The 17,812-nt window shown below is 71.0% G+C and carries 17 protein-coding genes; 14 read left to right on the top strand and 3 right to left on the bottom strand.

All coding sequences use genetic code 11. The features are described from left to right. Nucleotides 1-65 precede the first annotated feature (65 nt). The 6 genes from NKJ47_RS18955 to salA all read left to right on the top strand — a co-directional run bounded on the left by NKJ47_RS18955 (nt 66) and on the right by salA (nt 5,962). On the top strand, nt 66-1,250 hold the full coding sequence (locus NKJ47_RS18955; protein ID WP_254459279.1) for a muconate/chloromuconate family cycloisomerase: 1,185 nt from the start codon (nt 66-68) through the stop codon (nt 1,248-1,250). A gap of 3 nt (nt 1,251-1,253) precedes the next feature. After that, nucleotides 1,254-1,544, top strand: coding sequence for a muconolactone Delta-isomerase (catC, locus tag NKJ47_RS18950; RefSeq protein WP_254459278.1), 291 nt, complete (start codon nt 1,254-1,256; stop codon nt 1,542-1,544). A gap of 76 nt (nt 1,545-1,620) precedes the next feature. Further along, nucleotides 1,621-2,559, top strand: a complete 939-nt coding sequence (gene catA, locus NKJ47_RS18945; protein ID WP_254459277.1) for a catechol 1,2-dioxygenase — start codon at nt 1,621-1,623, stop codon at nt 2,557-2,559. A gap of 162 nt (nt 2,560-2,721) precedes the next feature. After that, nucleotides 2,722-3,915: an OmpP1/FadL family transporter gene (locus tag NKJ47_RS18940; RefSeq protein WP_254459276.1), complete on the top strand. Its 1,194-nt coding sequence runs from the start codon at nt 2,722-2,724 to the stop codon at nt 3,913-3,915. An 18-nt stretch (nt 3,916-3,933) separates the two neighbouring features. Then, a complete protein-coding gene (locus NKJ47_RS18935; protein WP_254459275.1) occupies nt 3,934-4,653 on the top strand; it encodes an alpha/beta fold hydrolase in 720 nt (239 codons plus the stop codon). Between the two features lie 22 nt (nt 4,654-4,675). Next, on the top strand, nt 4,676-5,962 hold the full coding sequence (salA, locus tag NKJ47_RS18930) for a salicylate 1-monooxygenase (RefSeq protein WP_254459274.1): 1,287 nt from the start codon (nt 4,676-4,678) through the stop codon (nt 5,960-5,962). Nucleotides 5,963-6,307: 345 nt separating this feature from the next. Here salA and NKJ47_RS18925 read toward each other — a convergent pair whose 3' ends face one another. Then, entirely contained in the window at nt 6,308-6,790 is a 483-nt protein-coding gene (locus tag NKJ47_RS18925) for a YajQ family cyclic di-GMP-binding protein (RefSeq protein ID WP_254459273.1), read from the bottom strand. Between the two features lie 556 nt (nt 6,791-7,346). On the opposite strand from NKJ47_RS18925, the gene NKJ47_RS18920 reads away from it, so the two are divergent. The 5 genes from NKJ47_RS18920 to NKJ47_RS18900 all read left to right on the top strand — a co-directional run bounded on the left by NKJ47_RS18920 (nt 7,347) and on the right by NKJ47_RS18900 (nt 11,637). Beyond that, a complete protein-coding gene (locus NKJ47_RS18920; RefSeq protein WP_254459272.1) occupies nt 7,347-8,243 on the top strand; it encodes a DMT family transporter in 897 nt (298 codons plus the stop codon). A 99-nt stretch (nt 8,244-8,342) separates the two neighbouring features. Next, nucleotides 8,343-9,350, top strand: coding sequence for a methionine ABC transporter ATP-binding protein (locus NKJ47_RS18915; protein WP_254459271.1), 1,008 nt, complete (start codon nt 8,343-8,345; stop codon nt 9,348-9,350). Beyond that, the gene (locus NKJ47_RS18910; protein WP_254459270.1) at nt 9,347-10,042 is read left to right on the top strand and encodes a methionine ABC transporter permease; all 696 of its coding nucleotides are present in this window, start codon (nt 9,347-9,349) and stop codon (nt 10,040-10,042) included. Before NKJ47_RS18915 ends, NKJ47_RS18910 begins: the two co-directional genes overlap by 4 nt. Nucleotides 10,043-10,256: 214 nt before the next feature. Further along, a complete protein-coding gene (locus NKJ47_RS18905; RefSeq protein WP_254459269.1) occupies nt 10,257-11,060 on the top strand; it encodes a MetQ/NlpA family ABC transporter substrate-binding protein in 804 nt (267 codons plus the stop codon). A 13-nt stretch (nt 11,061-11,073) separates the two neighbouring features. Next, a complete protein-coding gene (locus NKJ47_RS18900; protein WP_254459268.1) occupies nt 11,074-11,637 on the top strand; it encodes a DUF1453 domain-containing protein in 564 nt (187 codons plus the stop codon). A gap of 147 nt (nt 11,638-11,784) precedes the next feature. Here the strand turns inward: NKJ47_RS18900 and NKJ47_RS18895 are convergent, their stop codons facing one another. Beyond that, the gene (locus NKJ47_RS18895) at nt 11,785-12,414 is read right to left on the bottom strand and encodes an OmpW/AlkL family protein (RefSeq protein WP_254459267.1); all 630 of its coding nucleotides are present in this window, start codon (nt 12,412-12,414) and stop codon (nt 11,785-11,787) included. 182 nt (nt 12,415-12,596) lie between these two features. On the opposite strand from NKJ47_RS18895, the gene NKJ47_RS18890 reads away from it, so the two are divergent. Next, a complete protein-coding gene (locus tag NKJ47_RS18890) occupies nt 12,597-13,136 on the top strand; it encodes a DNA-deoxyinosine glycosylase (RefSeq protein ID WP_254459266.1) in 540 nt (179 codons plus the stop codon). Between the two features lie 15 nt (nt 13,137-13,151). Here NKJ47_RS18890 and NKJ47_RS18885 read toward each other — a convergent pair whose 3' ends face one another. After that, nucleotides 13,152-13,895 carry a hypothetical protein gene (locus NKJ47_RS18885; RefSeq protein WP_254459265.1) on the bottom strand — a complete coding sequence of 248 codons (744 nt, stop codon included), beginning with the start codon at nt 13,893-13,895 and terminating at the stop codon, nt 13,152-13,154. Nucleotides 13,896-14,115: 220 nt separating this feature from the next. Here NKJ47_RS18885 and aceF point away from each other — a divergent pair, with 220 nt between their 5' ends. Together aceF and lpdA are read left to right on the top strand one after the other, a co-directional pair. Further along, nucleotides 14,116-15,855: a dihydrolipoyllysine-residue acetyltransferase gene (gene aceF / locus NKJ47_RS18880; RefSeq protein WP_254459264.1), complete on the top strand. Its 1,740-nt coding sequence runs from the start codon at nt 14,116-14,118 to the stop codon at nt 15,853-15,855. Between the two features lie 132 nt (nt 15,856-15,987). Further along, a complete protein-coding gene (gene lpdA, locus NKJ47_RS18875) occupies nt 15,988-17,787 on the top strand; it encodes a dihydrolipoyl dehydrogenase (protein ID WP_254459263.1) in 1,800 nt (599 codons plus the stop codon). The last annotated feature ends 25 nt before the right edge of the window (nt 17,788-17,812 follow it).

Here is a 17,812-nt window from a genome sequence, read left to right as displayed (position 1 = left end):
AAAGGTATGCAACGAGACCGACAGAGTCTTGGACGTGGCTGCGCGGCCGGCGCAGTGTGGCGCGCATGGACCCGTTGCCGACCCCCACCCGCCGCACCGCCCCCACCGTCGAGCGCGTCGAGACCCTGCTGCTCGACCTGCCGACCATCCGTCCGCACCGCCTGTCGGTGGCGACCATGCAGGGGCAGACCCTGATGCTGGTGCGCCTGCACTGCTCCGACGGCGTGGTCGGCCTCGGCGAAGGCACCACCATCGGCGGCCTGGCCTACGGCGCGGAGAGCCCGGAAGGCATGAAGCTGGCGATCGACCGCTACCTGGCGCCGCTGCTGGTCGGCGCCGACGCCAGCGGCGTGCAGGCGCTGATGCAGCGCATCGGCAAGCAGGTCAAGGGCAATCATTTCGCCAAGTGCGCGGTGGAGACCGCGCTACTGGACGCGCAGGGCAAGCGCGTCGGGCTGCCGCTGTCCGAGCTGCTGGGCGGGCGCCTGCGCGAGCGCCTGCCGGTGGCCTGGACGCTGGCCTCGGGCGACACCGCGCGCGACATCGCCGAGGCCGAGCAGATGTTGGACCTGCGCCGCCACCAGGTGTTCAAGTTGAAGATCGGCGCGCGGCCGCCGGCCGAGGACATCGCCCACGTGGCCGCGATCAAGCGTGCGCTGGGCGCGCGCGGCGCGGTGCGGGTCGACGTCAACATGGCCTGGAGCGAGGCCGAGGCGGTGCGCGCGCTGCCCGCGCTGGCCGATGCCGGCTGCGAACTGGTGGAGCAGCCGGTGGCCTCGCGCGAGGCGATGCAGCGGCTGATGCAGCGCTTCCCGCTGGCGTTGATGGCCGACGAGATCCTGGCCGGGCCGGAGAGCGCGTTCCTGGCCGCGCGCGCGCCGGCGGCCGACGTGTTCGCGGTGAAGATCGAGCCGTCCGGCGGGCCGATCGCCGCGCAGAAGGTCGCCGCCATCGCCGAGGCGGCCGGCATCGGCCTGTACGGCGGCACCATGCTGGAAGGGCCGATCGGCACCGTCGCCTCGGCGCAGGTGTTCGCCACCTTCCCGCAACTGCAGTGGGGCACCGAACTGTTCGGGCCGCTGCTGCTGACCGAGCAACTGCTGACCGAGCCGCTGCGCTACGCCGACTTCCACCTGCACCTGCCCGCCGGCCCCGGCCTGGGCATCGCCCTGGACGAGGCGCGCGTGCAGGCCTTCCGCCGCGATCGCGGCCGCAGCGTGGTGGCGGTCAGCGCCACCGCGGAGGACTGAACCATGCTGTTCCACGTGACCATGGACGTAAATCTTCCCGCCGACATGCCGCCCGAACGGGCCGAGCAGCTCAAGCGCGAGGAGAAGGCGCGCTTCCAGGCGCTGCAGCGCGACGGTCGCTGGCGGCACATCTGGCGGGTGGTCGGGCAGTACGCCAACGTCAGCATCTTCGACGTGGCCGACAACGCCGAACTGCACGCGTTGCTGCTGTCGCTGCCGCTGTTCCCCTACATGCGCATCGCGGTCACCCCGCTGTGCCGCCACCCCTCGTCGCTGTACGAGGACGATCGCTAGTTCCGCTGCGGACGCTCCCTCGGGAGGGGACGTGTCTCGGCCGCCATCGCCACCACGAGAAAGGAAGGGCATCACCATGAGCGTCAAGATCTTCGCCACCCCCGACGTGCAGGCGTTCCTGCGCCAGGTCAGCGGGTTGGACATGCCGGGCGGCACGCCGCGGGTGAAGCAGATCGTGCACCGCGTGCTGTCGGATCTGTTCCGCAGCATCGACGAGTTGGAGATCACCCCGGACGAGTACTGGGCGGCGATCGCCTGGCTCAACGACCTGGGCGCGGCCGGGCAGGCCGGGCTGATCTCGCCCGGGCTGGGCCTGGACCACTTCCTGGACCTGCGCCTGGACGCCATCGATGCCGAACTGGGCATCGACAACCCCACCCCGCGCACCATCGAAGGGCCGCTGTACGTGGCCGGCGCGCCGGTGGCGCACGGCGTCGCCCGGCTCGACGACGGCAGCGACGAGAACGGCCACACCCTGATCATGCACGGCACCGTGTACGGCGCCGACGGCCGCCCGCTGCCCGGCGCGACGGTCGAGGTCTGGCACTGCGACACGCGCGGCTTCTATTCGCACTTCGATCCCACCGGCAAGCAGGCGCCGTTCAACATGCGCCGCACCATCGTCGCCGACGACAACGGCCGGTACCGCTTCCGCAGCATCGTGCCCAAGGGCTACGGCGTGCCGCCGGGCAGCCCGACCGAACGCCTGCTGTTCGCGCTCGGCCGGCATGGCCAGCGGCCGGCGCACATCCACTTCTTCATCGGCGCCGACGGCCACCGCAAGCTGACCACGCAGATCAACATCGCCGGCGACCCGCTGGTCGACGACGACTTCGCCTACGCCACCCGCGACGGCCTGGTGCCGGCGATCGTGGAGCACCACGACCCGGCCAGCATCGCCGCCAACGGCGTGGACGGCCCGTTCGCCGAGATCGCCTTCGATTTCCACCTGACCCCGCTGGTCGACGGCGTCGACAACCAGGCCAATCCGGCGCGCCGCCGCGCGGCCGCCTAGCCGACGCGCACCGCGGCCACCTTGCGGCCGCGGCGCAGCACCCAACGCCGTTTTCAGTTCCTGGCACCCGTTGCCGCCGCCGCTTTCGGTGGCGGTACGGACCCCTGCGCGCCGCCGGCTGGCGGCCGCATCCACGCATCGGCTCGGAGGGAGGGCCCGATCATGCAGCAGTTTCCACATCCAACGCGCCGCAGGGCGCAACGCCACGGCACGCCGCGCTGGACCACGCTGCTGTGGACCATGGCGGCGGTCTCCGGCGGCGCCGCCGCCAACAACGGCGTGGCGCTGCCCGGCTATGGCGCGCAGACCCAGGGCCTGGCCGGCACCTCGATCGCCTTGCCGCTGGATGCGGCGGCCTCGGCCAACAACCCGGCCGGCATGGGCGCGGTCGGCGACCGCGTCGATGCCGACCTCACCCTGATCTCGGCGCCGGTGCGCAGCCAGGTCGGCACGACGCGCTACAAGGACGACGCGCTGATCCCGGTACCGACCGCCGGCTACAACCGCCAGCTCAACGACGACCTGAGCCTGGGCGTATCGGTGTTCGGCCATGGCGTGGCGCTGGACTACGGCACGCCGGTCTACGGCACGCACGACACCCTGTCCAAGCTGCAGCAGGTGGTGCTGGCGCCGACCCTGGCCTGGCGCGTGGGCGAGCATCAGTACCTGGGCCTGTCGCCGCGGCTGGCCTACCAGCGCCTGCACATCGCCGGCCTGGAGGGCATCGGTTTCCAGTCGGCCGGTGCCGACTCCGCGTACGGCTACGGCGTCGCGCTGGGCTGGTACGGCCAACTGGCGCCGGGCCTGAGCGCCGGCGTCACCTGGTCCAGCCGCATCCGCTTCGGCCGCCTGCAGCGCTACCGCGGGCTGTTGCCGGAAGGCCGCCTGGACCTGCCGCAGCAGGCCGGCGCCGGCCTGGCCTGGCAGGCCAGCGACGCGCTGACCCTGGCCGCCGACTGGCTGTGGATCGACTGGTCCGGCGAACGCGCCTACGGCAACCGCATCGACCAGGGCGGGGCGCTCGGCGCTGCGGACGGCCCGGGTTTCGGCTGGCGCAGCCAGCGCGTGCTCCGGTTCGGTGCCGAGTATCGCCTGGACGATGCGTGGTCGCTGCGGCTGGGCTATTCCCGCGCCAGTCGCCTGATTCCCGACAGCCAGGCGCAGCTGGCGGTGCTGGCGCCGCTGGCGCAGTACCGCCACTACGCGCTGGGCGCGACCTGGCGGCTGTCGCCGCAGTTGTCATTGACCGGCAGCGTCACCCATGCGCCGGGCGGCGCGGTCGCCAGCGGCGGCGTGCAGGCCGGCACCCGCGATCTCACCTATTTCAATCTCGGCCTCGGCTGGACCTTCCGCTGAGCCGCACGGAGACGACCCATGCAAACCTATCTGTTGCTGCACGGTTCCTGGCACGACGGCCACGCCTGGGACGGCGTCGCCGACCACTTGCGCGCGCACGGCGTGCAGGTGCATGCGCCGACCATCGCCGGGCATGGCGCCGGCGCCGACAAGCGCGTCTCCCACGCCGACTGCGTGGCCTCGGTGGTGGACTACGTGCGCCGCCACGACCTGCGCGACCTGGTCGTGCTCGGCCACAGCTGGGGCGGCAGCATCGTGCAGCGCCTGGCCGAGGAGGAGCCGGAGCGCTGCAAACGCCTGGTGTTCCACAACGCCTTCGTGCTGCGCGACGGCGAGGCGCTGTTCGACCTGCTGCCGCCGCATTACCAGGCGCTGTGGAAGAACGCGGTCGATGCCGACGGCGGCATCATGCTGCCGTTCCCGATCTGGCGCGACGGTTTCATCGGCGACGCCGACCTGGCCCAGGCGCAGCAGGCCTACGCGCGGCTGAGCCCGACGCCCGCGCGCAGCCATTTCGATGCGGTGCCGCTCAAGCGCTTCCACGACCTGCAGATCCCGCGCAGCTGGCTCTACGCCACCGACGACGTGGCGTTGCCGCCAGGCGAGTACGGCTGGCATCCGCGGCTGAGCGCGCGCCTGGGCGCCTACCGCCTGGTCAGCCTGCCGGGCAGCCACGAAGTGTGTTTCAGCGCGCCCGCGCGGCTGGCCGAGAAGATCCTGCTGGCCGGCCGCGACTGACGTTCCCCACCGGAGACTCCAGATGAATCCTGCATCCCCCCTGCGCATCGGCATCGTCGGCGGCGGCATCGCCGGCGTCGGCCTGGCCCTGGGCCTGTGCCGCCACCGCCATCTCGACGTGCAATTGTTCGAATCGGCGCCGGCGTTCGGCGAGATCGGCGCCGGCGTCTCGTTCGGACCCAATGCGGTGCGCGCGCTGGCCGGCCTGGGCATGGGCGAGCCCTATGCCGAGCTCGCCGACCGCACCCCCGCGCCGTGGCAGGACGTGTGGTTCGAATGGCGCCGCGGCGAGGACGCGCGGCTGCTCGGGCAGACCCTGGCGCCCGGCGTTGGCCAGTCGTCGGTGCATCGCGCCGACTTCCTCGACGCACTGGCCACGCGCCTGCCGTTCGGGCTGGCCCGCTTCGGCAAGCGCGCGGTCGCCGTGGAGCAGGACGCCGACGCGGTACGCGTGCGCTTCGCCGACGGCAGCCAGTACGAAGGCGACGTGCTGATCGCCGCCGACGGCATCAAGTCGGCCTTGCGCGGCGAGGTGCTGCGCGCGCTCGGCCACGCGCCGGCGGCGCCGCGCTTCACCGGCACCTGCGCCTATCGCGGCCTGATCGACGCGGCGCGCTTGCGTGCCGCCTTCGCCGCGCGCGGCGTGGACGCGCACCTGGTCGACGTGCCGCAGATGCTGCTGGGCCTGGACGCGCACATCCTCACCTTCCCGGTGAAGCAGGGCCGGCTGATCAACGTGGTCGCCTTCGTCTCCGACCGCAGCGACCCGTCACCGCAGTGGCGCACCGGCCAGGCCTGGGTACGCGAGGCCAGCCGTCGCGAGATGCTGGAGGCGTTCGCGCACTGGGGCGAGGCCGCGCGCACGCTGCTGGAGTGCATCGACACGCCCACCCACTGGGCGCTGCACGATCTGGCCGAACTGCCCGGCTACGTGCACGGGCGGCTGGCGCTGATCGGCGACGCCGCGCACGCCATGCTGCCGCACCAGGGCGCCGGCGCCGGGCAGGGCCTGGAAGACGCCTATTTCCTGGCGCAACTGCTGGCCACGCCTGGCCTGCGCCGCGGCGACCTGCCGGCGCTGTTGCAGGTCTACGAGCGCTTGCGCCTGCCGCGTGCTTGCCGCGTGCAGCGCACCTCTCGCGAGGCCGGCGAGCTGTACGAACTGCGCGATCCGCAGGCCGGTGCCGACGATGCGCGGCTGGCGCAGACCCTGGCGCAGCGCTTCGACTGGATCTGGGCGCACGACCTGGAAGCCGAGGTGGCGCAGGGGCGGCGGATGCTGGCCGCGGGCGTCGCCGCTGGCGCCTAGCCGGGGACAGTGGCGCGCGCGGCGAGCGTCCGCGGCGCGGAGGCGGTCGTGCGGTGGCGTGGTGCCGTCCGGTGTCGACGCGCCGCACGCGTTTTCGCACGTGCTGCAATGCTCAGGATGCGCCGCGCTTGCCATGCCGGGGTGCGCGCGCCTGCACAGGCCGGACGGCGTGCGCACGCCGCGACATGCAGCGCACGCCGTTCCGCCGCGCAGCCGTCGACGGTGAGGCGATGCGCATTCGCGTGCACCGGCGCACCATCGGTGAAAGCATCGTGCGGTCGAGTGCGAGACAAGCCGTCGCCACGCGGTGGTCGTCTCGCACCCGCGCACGGGCGTGGCCCGGCCTCAGTCGCGGAAGTTGTCGAACTGCAGCGGCAGCTCGAAATCGCTTTTCTTCAGCAGCGCGATCGCGTCCTGCAGGTCGTCGCGTTTCTTGCCGCTGACCCGCAGCTTGTCGCCGTTGATCTGCGCTTCCACCTTCAGCTTGGCCTCCTTGAGCGTGGCGACGATCTTCTTGCCCAGCTTCTGCTCGATGCCCTGCTTGACGGTGATCTTCTGCCGCGCGCCGGCGAGGTTGGTCTCCATGTCGCCGAACTCCAGGCAGCGCACGTCGATGCCGCGCGCCAGCAGGCGCGCGCGCAGGATGTCGGTCATCTGCTTGACCTGGAAGTCGCTGGGCGCCGACTGCGCGATGACCTGGTCGTCGAGTTCGAACTTGGCGTCCACGCCCTTGAAGTCGAAGCGGTTGGCCAGTTCGCGGTTGGCCTGGTCCACGGCATTGGTCAGCTCGTGCTTGTCGACCTCGGAAACGATATCGAAGGAAGGCATGGTGAGTCCTCGGCAAAGATGCCTATCGTAGAACGTGCGGGTCGTGCATGGGGCAGGCCCCGGGGGCGGGGATTGGGGATTGGGGATTTGGGATTGGGGATTGGGGATTCGTGCGGCGTCCTGCGTCGACCCGACAGTCCCCCCCACTGGCGCCATGTCGTAGGAGCGGCTTCAGCCGCGACCGCCGCCCATGTCAGGTCGCGGCCGATCCTTCGAGGGCATGGAGCCACGCCGACGTGCGGCTGGCTCATGTGGGAGGGGCCTTCAGGGCATCCCAATCACCTGCTTTCGCCGCATTCAAGCCGGATCCAGGGTGCCGTGTGGGAGCGGCTTCGGTCGCGACGGGGCGTTCCCGGCAACGCCTGTCGCGGCTGAAGCCGCTCCTGCGGCACAGTGCGATGCGCGGCAAAAGCAGGGGATGCGGGTGCCCTGCAGTCGCTCCCACAGGAGACGACAGTGGCCGATGCGCTGGTCGGCGCCTTGGGGGAGGGACTGCAGTCCCGACGCGATCTGCCCCGGCGCCACGCACGTCGCCGATCGCGGTGATAATGCGCCGATGCCCACCTCCCGTTCCAATGCCGTCGCCGCCGCGTGGATGATCGCCGCGGTCGCGTTCTTTTCGCTGATGGATGCGTCGATGAAGCAGCTCAGCGCGCACTACCCGGCGCTGCAGGTCGCGGCGCTGCGCGGTGGCGCCTCGCTGCCGTTCGTGCTGCTGTGGGTGCTGGCCAGCGCCGGGCCACGCGCGATCCTGCCGGTGCGCTGGGGGCTGCAGCTGCTGCGCGGCGTGCTGGGCATCGCCATGATCGGCTGCTTCGCCTGGGCCTTGCGCAGCCTGCCGCTGTCCACCGCCTACACCATCTACTTCGTCGCGCCGCTGCTGGTGGCGGCGCTGTCGGTGCCGCTGCTCGGCGAGTACGTGGGCCCGCGGCGCTGGGCGGCGATCGGCGTCGGCCTGGTCGGCGTGCTGGTGGTGCTGCGCCCCGGCATGGACGGGTTCGTCTCGCTGCCGGGGCTGATGGTGCTGCTGGCGGCCGTCGCCTATGCGGTGGCCTCGGTGCTGGTCAGCCTGTTGACGCGCACCGACACGCCGCAGTCGCTGGTGGTGTGGTTCCTGCTGATCATGGCGCTGGGCGCCGGTGCCCTGGCGTTGCCGGACTGGACGCCGCTGCGCGCGGCCGATGGCGGCTGGATCGCCGGCATGGGCCTGGCCGGGGCGCTGGGCCAGGTGGCGCTGACCCAGGCGTTCCGCCGCGGCGACGCCTCGCTGGTGGCGCCGCTGGAGTACAGCGGCCTGCTGTGGGTGATCCCCTGGGACTGGCTGCTGTGGCGCAAGCTGCCCGATGCCTGGACCTGGGTGGGTGGGGCGATCATCGTCGCCAGCGGCCTGTACCTGCTGCACCGCGAGCGGATCCGCGCGGTGGCGCATCCGCCGCCGCAGGCGCGGCCCTAGCCATCCCGCGATGCGCGCCGACGTTAGAATCGAATGGAATAACGCACGCCATCTCGGCCTGCTAGGCTTTGCGCCCCCCGTCGCTGCCGGTCCCGCGCGTTGATCCAGTTCGAGCGCCTGCACAAGTCCTATTCCGTCGCCGGCCAGCCGGTCGTGGCGCTGCATCCGCTCGATCTGCGCATCGACGCCGGCGAGGTGTTCGGCATCATCGGCCATTCCGGCGCCGGCAAGTCGACCCTGATCCGGCTGATCAACCGGCTCGAGGAGCCCAGCGGCGGCCGCCTGCTCATCGACGGCGAAGACGTCACCGCGCTGGACCGCGCCGGGCTGCGCACGCTGCGCCAGCGCGTGGGCATGATCTTCCAGCACTTCAACCTGCTGTCCTCGCGCACGGTCGCCGGCAACGTCGCCTTCCCGCTGGAACTGGCGGGCACGCCGCGCGCGGAGATCGACGCGCGGGTGGCCGAGCTGCTGGCGCGGGTCGGGCTGGCCGCGCACGCCGGCAAGTACCCGGCGCAGCTGTCGGGCGGGCAGAAGCAGCGCGTCGGCATCGCCCGCGCCCTGGCTACGCGCCCGCGCATCCTGCTGTGCGACGAGGCCACCAGTGCGCTGGACCCGCAGACCACCGCCTCGGTGCTGGCGCTACTGGCGCAGATCAACCGCGAGCTGGGCCTGACCATCGTGCTGATCACCCACGAGATGGAAGTGATCCGCCGCGTCTGCGACCGCGTGGCCGTGCTCGATGCCGGGCGCCTGGTCGAGAGCGGGCCGGTCACCGAGGTGTTCCTGCATCCGCGGCATCCGACCACCAAGCGCTTCGTCTCCGAGGCCGAGCATGTCGACGAGGGCGAATTGCACCGCGACCTCGCCGCGGTGGAGGGGCGCATCCTGCGGCTGACCTTCCTCGGCGTCGATACCTATGCGCCGCTGCTCGGGCGCATCGCTCGCGCCACCGCGGTGGACTACAACATCCTGTCCGGGCGCATCGACCGGATCAAGGACACCCCCTACGGCCAGCTCACCGTGGCCCTGGTCGGTGGCGACATGGATGCGGCGCAGGCCGAATTCGTCGCTGCCGGCGTGCATGTGCAGGAACTGCGCCGATGATGCCTTTCGCCACCGCCGCCACCGGCTTCTTCCGCAATCTCGATGCCGGCAAGTGGAGCGAGATCGGCCGCGCTACCGTCGATACGCTGCTGATGCTCGGCGGCTCGCTGCCGCTGACCCTGCTGATCGGCCTGCCGCTGGGCGTGCTGCTGTTCCTCACCGGTCCGCGCCAGACCCACCAGAAGCCGCTGCTGTACAGCGGCCTGGCGCTGGTCATCAACGTGCTGCGCTCGGTGCCCTTCATCATCCTGATGATCGCGATGATCCCGCTGACGCTGTGGGCGATGGGCACCTCGCTGGGCGTGCGCGGCGCGATCCTGCCGCTGGTGGTCGGCGCGGCGCCGTTCTACGCGCGGCTGGTGGAGACCGCGCTGCGCGAAGTCGACCGCGGCGTGGTCGAGGCCAGCCTGGCGATGGGCGCGACCACCTGGCAACTGGTGACGCGGGTGCTGCTGCCGGAGGCGCGGCCGGGCCTGATCGCCGGCGCCACGGTGACCACCATCGCCCTGATCGGCTTCACCGCGATGGGCGGCGCGATCGGCTCCGGCGGCCTCGGCGACCTGGCTTACCGCGACGGCTACCAGCGCTCGCATGCCGACGTGGCCCTGGTGACGGTGGTGATCCTGCTGCTGTTGGTGCAGGCGCTGCAGATGCTCGGCGACCGCCTGGTCGCGCACTACAGCCGGCGGTGAGCCGCATTGCCTCTTGTGCGCTCCCGTGCGCTTCCCCGCGCGTTTGCGTAGGGGGCGGCGTCAGCCGCGACCGCTGCACCGAGAAGACGTGGTCGCGGCCGATCCTGCGCGCGCGATCCCGGGCCTGTCGCCGCACGCCGCAGCCGGGTCTGCTAGCGTGCTGGCAGCGCCGCCGGTTGCCCTTCTCCTTCCCCACCTCTGCGGATTTCCTGCCATGACCAAACTCCCGTTCCGTCTCCTGCTCGCCGGCGCCGTGCTCGCCCTGGGCGCCTGCGGCAAGCCCGATGCCGGTGCCGCCAGCGACCACCTCAGCGTCGCCGCCACCGCGGTGCCGCATGCCGAGATCCTGGAGGTGGTCAAGCCGATGCTGGAGCAGCAGGGCGTGACCCTGGACGTGCGCGTGTTCAACGACTACGTGCAGCCCAACGACCAGGTGGTGCAGAAGCAGATCGACGTGAACTACTTCCAGACCGAGCCCTACCTGCAGGCCTACAACCGCGACCGCAAGAGCAACCTGGTCACCGTGGTCGGCGTGCACATCGAGCCGTTCGGCGCCTACTCGCGCCGCTACAAGTCGCTGGACGCGCTGCCGCAGGGCGCCGACGTGGTGATCCCCAACGACCCCAGCAACAACAGCCGCGCGCTGATCCTGCTCGACAAGGCGGGTGTCATCAAGCTCAAGGATCCGAGCAACGCGCTGTCCACCCAGCGCGACATCGTCGCCAACCCCAAGCAGCTGAAGTTCCGCGAACTGGATTCGGCGATGCTGCCGCGGGTGCTGGACCAGGTCGACCTGGCGCTGATCAACACCAACTACGCGCTGGACGCCGGGCTCAATCCGACCCGCGACGCGCTGGCGATCGAGAGCAAGGACTCGCCGTACGTGAACTTCCTGGTCGCGCGTCCCGACAACAAGGACGATCCGCGCGTGCAGAAGCTGGCCAAGGCGCTGACCAGCCCGGAAGTGAAGGCCTTCATCCAGCGCAAGTACCAGGGCGCGGTGCTGCCGGCGTTCTGACCGGCCCACACGCATGCCGCTGCTGCTGGCCATTCCGCTGGCGATCGTGATCGCGCTGGCGGTGACCGCGGTGCTGCTGCCGCTGTCGCTGCTGCAGCGGTTCCGCATGGGCACCACCCGGCGTCAGGCGCGTGGCTGGCTGGTCGCGGTGCAGCTGTGGTCGGCGCTGCTGTCCAGCGTGGTGCTGCTGGTCTTCGCCGTGATCGCCGGGCACTGGTGGCCGGGTGCGGCCACGTACGCGGCGGCAGGCTGGGGCATCGGACTGCTGCTGGGCCCGCTCGGCATCGTCGGCACCCGCTTCGAGCCGCTGCCGCACGGGCTGCACTACACGCCGAACCTGTGGTTGGTGCTGGGCATGACCGCGCTGGTGGCGGTGCGCATCGGGGCGGGACTGTGGCAGGGCTGGCGCAGCCTGGTCGATGGTGCGGCATGGCCGACCCAGGGCTGGATGAGCCACGCCAGCCTGCTGGGCGCCGCGGCGCTGCTGCTCGGCTACGCCTGCGCCTACGCCTGGCTGTTGCGGCGGCGCCTGCGCCGCTTCGCGCGCCACCGCGGTTTCGATCGCTCGCCGCGCTGAGCGCTGCCGTGCCTGCAGGCGGTGCGCGATGCCGCTTCGTTCGGGCGCGCCGCCGGAGGCGTTGGAGAGCAGGCGCGAGCGCAGCGCACGCACAAAAACAAACGGGCCCTTGCGGGCCCGTTTGCGTGTGCGCTGGAGACGGAACGCTTAGAAGCGCGCGCCGACGCCGAAGCTGAACAGCCACGGATCCAGCTTCAGGTCTTCGCCGGTGCCTTCGCCGGCCACCTTCAGCTCCGGACGCGAGTGCATGTAGCGCGCATCGGCACGGGCGAACCAGGTGGAGTTGATGTTCATGTCCACGCCGACGGTGCCGATGGCGCCCTTGGCGGTGTCCAGGCTGATGTGCTGATCCGGGTTCAGGCCGGCCAGCTTCTCGTTGCTGAAGTTGGACTCGTAGTAACCGACGCCGACGAACGGACGGAACACATTGTCCGCCTGGCCGAAGTGGTACTGGCCGCTCAGCGCGATCGGCTGCTGCTCGACGGTGCCGACCTTGCCGATGCCGTCGGCCTTGACGCGGTGGTTGAACTTGTCGGCAGCGCCCCACAGTTCGACCGCCCAGTTGTCGTCGATCAGCCAGCTGGCGCTGATGGTCGGCGCCGGGCCGCCATCGACGTCGAGGCCGGCGGCCGGCTTGGAGTGCGGGTCGAGCAGGGTCGCGCTGCCGACGACGGAGAAGTGCTTGCCGGACGCGGTATCGCCATCCTGCGCGAATGCGGCGGGCGCAAACGCAAGGGCGGAAACGACAGCCAGGCTCAGGATCTGAATGGACCGCATGGGGTATCTCCTCATCTTTTTCTTGTGGGGCCACGGGAGTGGGCGCGCACACCCTATCGATGAGAAGATGAATCGTCGCCGACCCTCGCCGGACGAATGCAGACGACGTTCAGGCACTTGCGCAGGATGCTTGAAATAACGAGGTTTTAAGACTTTTGGCCGTTCATCCAGATGCGCGCGACGTGACGACGCAGCCCCTGTTGCAGGGCCTGCCCGCGCAGATACGCGACGACTGCCGGGTGCTGCTGCTCGGCTCCATGCCCGGTGCGGCGTCGTTGCAGCAGGCGCGCTATTACGCGCATCCGCGCAACCGGTTCTGGCCGTTGATGGGAGCGTTGTGCGGCTTCGATCCGGCACTGGACGCCGCGGCGCGATTGCAGGCGCTGCACGCGGCCGGCGTCGGCCTGTGGGACGTGATCGGCCAGTGCCGGCGCCGCGGCAGCCTGGACGCGGCGATCGTGCGCGGCAGCGAAGTCCCCAATGCCCTGCCCGAACGCATCACGCAGTTGCCGCAGCTGCGCGCCATCGCCTGCAACGGCGCGGCGGCGGCGCAGGCGTTCGCGCGCTTCGTGCAGCCGCAGTTGCCGTTGCGCGATCCGCCGCTGGTGCTGCTGGCGCTGCCCTCCAGCAGTCCGGCCAATGCCGCCTTCGCCTGGCCGCGCCTGCTGCAGGCGTGGTCGCCGCTGCAGCAATGGCTGGGCGTGCCGGCGGCCGGCGATTGAAGTGGTGCCGCTGGGTCAGCGCCGGACGCGCAGGCGCAGCCACAGGGTCTGCAGCGCCAGCACGGCGGCCAGCAGCAAGGCCACCCATGCCGCGGTCTGCGCACCGGCGAGCGTGCTGCCGGCCTGTTTGACGTAGACCGCGGCCAACGCCCACAGCGCCGCCGCCACATAGGCGAGGTTGCCGCGCATCGCCCGGTTCATGCCCAGCAGCAGCGCCGCCGCCAGCGCGAACAGCACCAGGCTCCACGGCAGCATCCGCTCGGTCGAGAGCCAGCGGTAGGCCACGATCACCTGCGCGGTGTTCAGGAACGCCGCCAGCGACAGCCAGCCGGCGTGCAGCGACAGCGGCAGCCAGGCCCAGAGGGTCTGGCCGGGCTCGGCCGCCGGATCGCGCGACAGCCGCAGCGCGGCCAGCAGTGTCGCCGCCAGCGCGGTCCAGATCACTGCCAGCGCCAGCAGGAAGTGCTGCTGCGAGAACACCGGCATCCACGCCGCGGTCAGCGCAAAGCCTAGCGCCGCCGGCGCCCGCACCTGCGCCAGCGCGCTGCCGCGGCGGCGCCGCGCGCTGCATTGCCACAGGCCGAAGGCCAGATCGAGCAGGAAGATCACGCCCCAGATCGCGAAGGCGTAGCCGGCGGCGACGATCAGCGTGGGGTAGCGGTCGGAAATGGCGCCGTTGGTCGGGCCGAACGCGCCGCGTTGCGAGAACCAGGCGACCAGCGGCATCGCCAACGCCATCAACAGCAGCAGGATCCGCATGCGTGCCCTCCGGAAATCTCGGCGAGCCTAGCGGCGGCGCCGTGAAGGCGGCGCACCGGCGGTCAGGCGCGGCGGGCGCGCAACATGCGCCGGCGTACAGTCCGGCGGCCGCGCCGGCGCGCGGAGGCGATCGGGCTTTTTTGCCCTTCAAAGGTTGGCGCTGCGGCTGCGGGCCGCCACAATAGGGGTTTCCCCCTCATCAGTTGCCGGAGTTCCCCGCATGGCCGAAATCAAGGAAGCACTTGTCCCCGATATCGGTGACTACAGCGACGTCCCGGTAATCGAAGTGCTGGTGGCCGTCGGCGACACGGTGAAGAAGGATCAGAGTCTGGTCACGCTGGAGTCGGACAAGGCGACGATGGAAGTGCCGTCGCCGTTCGCCGGCGTGGTCAAGGAGGTCAAGGTCAAGGTCGGCGACAGCCTGTCCGAGGGCAAGGTGGTGGCGCTGATCGAGGTGGCCGAGGGCGGCGCCAGTGCCGCCGCGCCTGCGGCCGCCAAGGCCACGTCCGTGCCGGCCCAGCAGGCTGCCGCCCCGGCGGCCGCGCCCGCGCAGAACGCGGTCAAGCCGGCGCCGGCCGCTGGCGGCGTGGTCGAGGCGCGGGTGCCGGACATCGGCGACTACAGCGACGTCCCGGTGATCGAAGTGCTGGTCGCGGTCGGCGACACGGTCAAGAAGGACCAGGGCCTGGTCACCCTGGAGTCGGACAAGGCGACGATGGAAGTGCCCTCGTCGGTAGCCGGCGTGGTCAAGGAACTCAAGGTCAAGGTCGGCGACAGCCTGTCCGAGGGCAAGGTGGTGGCGCTGATCGAAGTGGCCGGCAGCGATGCCGACGCACCGGCCGCGTCCGCGGTCCAGCCCAGCGCCGAGACCGGCGGCGGCGTGGAGCCGGTGCCGGCCTCGGCGGCGCCGGACAAGCTGGCCCAGCGCGAGATCGCCCAGGTCCAGGCGACCGCGCCGGCCAAGGCCGCCGCGCCGTCGGCGACCCAGAGCAGCCCGCCGGTGGCGTTCGACGCCGATAGCGTGCTGCCGCAGAAGGTGCCCTACGCCAGCCCGGCGGTGCGCGTGTTCGCCCGCGAGCTGGGCGTGGACCTGTTCCAGGTCAGCGGCTCCGAGCGCGGCGGTCGCATCACCAAGGAAGACGTGCAGCGCTACGTCAAGGCGGCGCTGTCCGGCGCCGCCCCGGCCGCCGCCGGTACCGCGCCTGCCGCCGGCGGCAACGGCCTGAACCTGCTGCCGTGGCCGAAGGTGGACTTCGCCAAGTTCGGCGAGGTCGAGGTCAAGCCGCTGTCGCGGATCAAGAAGATCTCCGGCGCCAACCTGGCGCGCAACTGGGCGATGATCCCGCACGTCACCCAGTTCGAGCAGGCCGACATCACCGACCTGGAAGCCCTGCGCGTGGCCCTGAACAAGGAAAACGAGAAGGCCGGCATCAAGCTGACCATGCTCGCCTTCCTGCTCAAGGCCAGCGCCGCGGCGCTGAAGCGGTTCCCCGAGTTCAACGCCTCGCTCGACGCCAGCGGCGAGAACCTGACCCTGAAGAAGTACGTCCACATCGGCTTCGCCGCCGACACCCCGAACGGGCTGGTGGTGCCGGTGATCCGCGACGTGGACAAGAAGGGCGTGGTCGAGCTGGCGCGCGAGAGCGGCGAGCTGGCCAAGAAGGCGCGTGACGGCAAGCTGGGCCCGGCCGAGATGAGCGGCGGTTGCTTCTCGATCAGCTCGCTCGGCGGCATCGGCGGCACCGCCTTCACCCCGATCGTCAATGCGCCGGAAGTGGCGATCCTGGGCGTGTCCAAGTCGTCGATCCAGCCGGTCTGGAACGGCAAGGAATTCGCGCCGAAGCTGCTGCTGCCGTTGTCGCTGAGCTACGACCACCGGGTCATCGACGGCGCCGCCGCGGCGCGCTTCACCACCTACCTGAGCCAGGTGCTGGCGGACATGCGCCGCGTGCTGCTGTAAGCCCTGTCGTCACGGCGCCGCGTCCGTCGCGGCGCCGGTTTTCCCCCACCTGCGCGCGCCGCCTGTTTGCGCGGCCGCGCCGACGAACTGCAAACGCCCCTCGCCGCGGCGAGGGGCCACAGGAGAAGCTGCATGGCGGTCATTGAGGTCAAGGTCCCGGATATCGGCGACTACAGCGACGTTCCGGTCATCGAGGTGCTGGTCGCCGTCGGCGACACGGTGAAGAAGGACCAGGGCCTGGTGACGCTGGAGTCGGACAAGGCCACGCTGGAAGTGCCGTCCGCGGCTGCCGGCGTGATCAAGGAGCTGAAGGTCAAGCTCGGCGACACCCTGTCCGAGGGCGCGGTGATCGCGCTGCTGGAGACCGCCGACGGCGCCGCCGCAGGCGCGCCCGCCGCGGCGCCGGCCGAGGTGCCGGCCAGCAAGCCGCCGGTGGCGCCGTCGCACCGTGCGCCGGCCGAGCCGCCGGCGCCGAAGCCGGCCCTGGCCAGCGGCAAGCCCGCCGACATCGAATGCAAGATCGTGGTGCTCGGCGCCGGCCCCGGCGGCTACACCGCCGCGTTCCGCGCCGCCGACCTGGGCCTGGACACGGTGTTGATCGAGCGCTACGCCAGCCTCGGCGGCGTCTGCCTCAACGTCGGCTGCATCCCGTCCAAGGCGCTGCTGCACGCGGCCGCGGTGATCGACGAGGTCGCCCATGCCGGCGACTTCGGCGTGGACTTCGGCAAGCCGAAGATCACCCTGGACAAGCTGCGCGAGTACAAGGAGAAGGTGGTCGGCAAGCTCACCAGCGGTCTGGCCGGCATGGCCAAGCAGCGCAAGGTGCGCACCGTCACCGGCGTAGCCAGCTTCGTTTCGGCCAACGAACTAGAGGTCGTCGGCGCCGACGGCAAGACCCAGCTGCTGCGCTTCGAGCAGTGCATCGTCGCCGCCGGGTCGCAGGCGGTGAAGCTGCCGAACTTCCCGTGGGACGACCCGCGGGTGATGGACTCCACCGACGCGCTGGAGCTGCAGGAGATCCCCAAGACCCTGCTGGTGGTCGGCGGCGGCATCATCGGCCTGGAAATGGCCACCGTGTACGGCGCGCTGGGCAGCAAGGTGACCGTGGTCGAGTTCATGGACCAGCTGATGCCGGGCGCCGACAAGGACCTGGTCAAGCCGCTGGCCGACCGCCTGAAGAAGCAGGGCGTGGAGGTCCATCTCAAGACCAAGGCGGCCGAGGTCAGGGCCGACAAGAAGGGCATCACCGTGTCCTTCGAAGCCGCCACCGCGGGCGAAACGCCGGCGCTGGCCGCCACCACCTACGACCGCGTGCTGGTCGCGGTGGGCCGTGCGCCCAACGGCAAGAAGATCGGCGCCGACAAGGCCGGCATCAACGTCACCGAGCGCGGCTTCATTCCGGTCGACCGGCAGATGCGCACCAACGTGCCGCACATCTTCGCCATCGGCGACATCGTCGGGAACCCGATGCTGGCGCACAAGGCGACCCACGAGGGCAAGCTGGCCGCCGAAGTGGCGGCCGGCGAGAAGAAGGAGTGGGTGGCGCGGGTGATTCCGTCGGTGGCCTACACCAACCCGGAAATCGCCTGGGTCGGCGTCACCGAGACCGAGGCCAAGGCCAAGGGGCTGAAGGTCGGCGTGGCCAAGTTCCCGTGGGCGGCCAGCGGCCGCGCCATCGGCATCGGCCGCACCGAGGGCTTCACCAAGCTGATCTTCGACGAGCAGACGCACCGGGTCATCGGCGGCGCGATCGTCGGTGTGCACGCCGGCGACCTGCTGGCCGAGATCGGCCTGGCGATCGAGATGGGCGCGGAGGCCGAGGACATCGGCCACACCATCCACGCGCATCCGACCCTGAGCGAGTCGGTGGGCATGAGCGCCGAGATCTACGACGGCACCATCACCGACCTGTACATCCCCAAGAAGAAGTGACGCCGCCCGGCGCGACCGTGCCGCC

Origin of the sequence: Xanthomonas sacchari, assembly GCF_024266585.1 — a bacterium.
Classification (GTDB): Bacteria; Pseudomonadota; Gammaproteobacteria; order Xanthomonadales; family Xanthomonadaceae; genus Xanthomonas_A; species Xanthomonas_A sacchari_C.
This window is presented reverse-complemented; position numbering and strand designations above follow the sequence as displayed.